General features: G+C 65.0%; 4 protein-coding genes. 3 read left to right on the forward strand and 1 reads right to left on the reverse strand.

The features are described from left to right. The first annotated feature begins 706 nt into the window (after positions 1–706). On the forward strand, positions 707–1015 hold the full coding sequence (locus ACWC24_RS41790; RefSeq protein ID WP_450668158.1) for a hypothetical protein: 309 nt from the start codon (positions 707–709) through the stop codon (positions 1013–1015). A 418-nt stretch (positions 1016–1433) separates the two neighbouring features. Here ACWC24_RS41790 and ACWC24_RS41795 read toward each other — a convergent pair whose 3' ends face one another. Next, entirely contained in the window at positions 1434–2204 is a 771-nt protein-coding gene (locus ACWC24_RS41795; protein WP_450668159.1) for a hypothetical protein, read from the reverse strand. A 127-nt stretch (positions 2205–2331) separates the two neighbouring features. Here ACWC24_RS41795 and ACWC24_RS41800 point away from each other — a divergent pair, with 127 nt between their 5' ends. Next, entirely contained in the window at positions 2332–2646 is a 315-nt protein-coding gene (locus ACWC24_RS41800) for a hypothetical protein (RefSeq protein ID WP_450668160.1), read from the forward strand. Positions 2647–2815: 169 nt separating this feature from the next. After that, positions 2816–3271 carry a hypothetical protein gene (locus ACWC24_RS41805; RefSeq protein ID WP_450668161.1) on the forward strand — a complete coding sequence of 152 codons (456 nt, stop codon included), beginning with the start codon at positions 2816–2818 and terminating at the stop codon, positions 3269–3271. Positions 3272–3333: the final 62 nt, after the last annotated feature.

The raw sequence follows: 3333 nt of genomic DNA on the forward strand, positions 1-3333 counted from the left end.
CCACCCATTTCGATCTCGGTCATCAGAATGCGCCTCACGTCTCTCGGATGCTGTTCGGATTCCTTCGGCGGCCGGTGGGACGACTGTGGTCCGAGTTGATGAGAGGCGGATGAAGATTCAGATGCGGTGAACGGCGCAAGGGCGGAAGTCGGCCAGGGCTGCGATGCCGAGCGGCTCGTGCTCCGAAAGCCCGCGGCCCGAGACATCGCGGCGTCTTGCCTCCCGGCCAGGAAAGCCTCCGTGGTCGCGGATGCAGTGAGACCTCAGGAACCCATGAGAATGGTCATGGCCTCGCCGATCAAGTGGCGGGGCCAGCCGTCACACCCGCGAGCCCTTCGACCTGGAATCGCCACTCCCCTACGCGATCTGCTCGCCCGCCCCGGCGCCCCTGATCGTGGCACGGTTCACCGAGGGCCGGTGCCGGCCGGGTCCGGACCGCCCGGGGGGCCAGCTCCCGCGAGGACGCCCGGAAGTCAGGCTTCCCCGCGAGAACCGTGCGACCTGCAAGCTCCACGTACTCGCTAGGCTCCCTCGTCAAATGCCACGTCCGCATGAGCAGGGCTGCGATGGTGACGGCTGCTTGGGGTAGGGCTCGGTGGTCGTGTCGTATCGAGTGGCGAGGCCGCGCCGCTGCTTCACCCGTTGAAGCAACGTTCCCCCTCGTTAGGCCGCTTCTGACGAACAGCGCCCGGCCACCGTACCGACTGTGGCGGTGCTCGCGCATGAGCCGAGCGTTGACGACCACCAGGTTGAGGATGGCCGCCAAGCGCGAATCACCCAGCTGCGCCAGGGCGCTTCCGCGGGTGGACAGCAGCTGGACCGCGCGTTCGCGAGTGGGAGTGCCATCGAGGTCGTCGAGGTCGAGACCGCCCATGTGGAGAAGGGCCCGCAGAGTCTCCGTTGGAAGCCGCCGTGGCACGGGTCCTTCATGCCCAAGCGTGGTGGCAGCTTCCGTTGGGGCACCAGCCCCGAGCCGTGGAACTTCCTCTTCGCCTTCTCGCCACAGCCTCGGTGACTCAGGTGGCGTCGGAGAGCATGTCCTTGACCAGGGCGCAGCGGTCGATGAGGGAGAAGAGGGTCTTCTCTCGGTCCTCGCCTCACAGCAGCTTGAAGTTCGCGTCGACGGCGGCGTCGATGCTGGTCAGGTCGTCGGTCAGCGGGATGTACCAGAACCAGCCCTCGTCGAAGGCCGCCCAGAGAATGTTCCTCAGGGACGCTCAGCGTCCGGATCTGGCGCAATCAGCGCGTCCGACGACGTCGTGATCCGCTGCGAAACCGCAGGAAGTGATCATTAAGGTCACGTCACGCAACCACCCAAACAAGTTTGCACCCTGCGCACGCGGGCCGAGTACCTCATGCGAGGCGGCGCTACCTCAAGCTCCGGGCTTGGAGAAGGCCAGAGACCTCTCTCCTTCGCTATGCGTCCCCGCCCTCTACACTCCAAAGAGCCGCTCGACCTCGCGATCGAACTCCGCTCTCTCACGAAGGTAGGCATCGATGTCGGCCCTACATTTGAGGCCGATCCGATCGAACAACCACTTGTCGAACTCTCCCGCCTTTCGGGCATAGGAGTCGACCACGTCGACGATGACAACGGCCTCCCCCTGAGCGGCGATCCAGGCTCGCTGGTCACCGTTCCACACGCCAGCCCGGAGGAGAGACTCGCCGGGCAGCATGAAGGTGATCGCGAAGGAAGCGGGGCCCAGCGTCTGCTTGCTCTGCGACACGGGGAGCTGGGAATGGGTGATGTAGTTGCGCAACCCCTTGAGGAAGTTCGCCTGCACGTCGGTTTTGAACACAGAGGTGAGCTTTTCCCGGTAGTCATTCGTTAGGGCTGGGTCGTCCGCGAAGTACTGCGTCATAAAACGTCGTTGCTGATCGACACGCGTGCTCATCGCCGTCAGCACGTTATGCAGAAGTCGTTCGGCTTCGGAAAGGAGTTCGTCGTGCGCTCCGGGGTTACGGACATCGAGTATCGGCCCGGAGACCGCCGGGTTCTGCAGTCCTGCCACAAGGGACTGGTACTGCGCGACGTTTCCTTGGAACACATATCCCATCCGCTTGACGCGGTCCTGGAGCGCCAAAGCCCGATAGCCCGGAGACGCTAAAAGCTGCCCCTGCCAGTCCACCAGAGAGGGCCGCGAGCCATCTTGGGCGGCGGCTGCCTCCTCAGCGGGCTCGGACTGAACATCGATGTCGGTCATGCCTTACGACGCTACCCGGCTTGAGGGGGCTGGTGCATAGGCATATCAGTGCGGTCACCGACCGTAGGGAGCAGCTGATGCTCCTGGGAAGGCGCCCGTCGCTGCGGTGACCGCAACCGCGCCCAGCGTGCTTCTGACGAGCGTGACCAACTGGATCATCGCCGTCGCCTGGATACTTGGCTCCTTCCGGATGGACTCTTTGATCAACTTCACCAGCCTGTGGGTCCTCCGGCTCTCCACCGCGCAGGAGGCCGGCGCCAAATGCGCGGCCCTCCAGATCTCTAACGCCATCCCCTACGTCCTCCTGCTCGCCGCGCCCGGCACGGCCTTCGCCCCCCCCGGCAGCGGCAACATGACGAGGACGACCAGCTCCGGTTCCCATCCGGCCACCTTCGCCTCCGTGTTCCTGCCGATGGCCGACGTCACCCTCGTAGGGGCCTGAGTGACGACCCAGCTCCGTGAATCTACGACGTCACTCCCGCCCCAGGGTGCAGCAGACTGGTCCATGTGTCGACAGGCGCGGAACGCCGACAGGCGGGCCCGGTTGACATACATAGCCGAGCGAGGAGAAACCCCTCGAAGAATCCCTTCGCGGCGAGGATCATGGCGGGATGGCTGCGTACCTGTACGACCGGCTGGTGACCGAGGACGAATACCGCCAGCGCATCCGACGCCATCGTCCCAGCTCACTGCTGCCGCTGATCGCCGCGGCGGCAGCCCGCTACGGCACGCCCCAGCAGCCACAGCCCTGGCTGAAAAGCCCGTCGATGAAGTACACGCCCTGGGCTCTGGCTGACGCGGCCCGCGTCTGCCTGGCCTATGGCACCGAATACCAGCGGTCGGACGCCACCGAGCGTGACCTGCTGGAGATCCTGACGGCGTACTCCAGCCTGAAGGAACCCACCCTGCACGGCACGGACGAACCCACCGTCCGCCTCCGGGACTTCATGATGCGCCTGGGAGGCGAGCAGGGAGCCTGGCAGGCCCCGGAGTTCAACAGCCTGGCCCGTACCGCGGCGCTGTACCTGCACACCCTGGCTTTGTTGGTGAGTTTCAAGAACGTCTGATGCTCAGAGGCAGGAACGCTCGGTTTCACGGGAGAGTGATGTCGCCGAGTTTCGAGAACACC

The organism is Streptomyces sp. NPDC001443, from assembly GCF_053597355.1.

Coding starts and splice junctions, on each gene's coding strand:
- ACWC24_RS41795 (WP_450668159.1), bottom strand. CDS start 2,204: ATGACCGACATCGATGTTCAGTCCGAGCCCGCTGAGGAGGCAGCCGCC.
- ACWC24_RS41805 (WP_450668161.1), top strand. CDS start 2,816: ATGGCTGCGTACCTGTACGACCGGCTGGTGACCGAGGACGAATACCGC.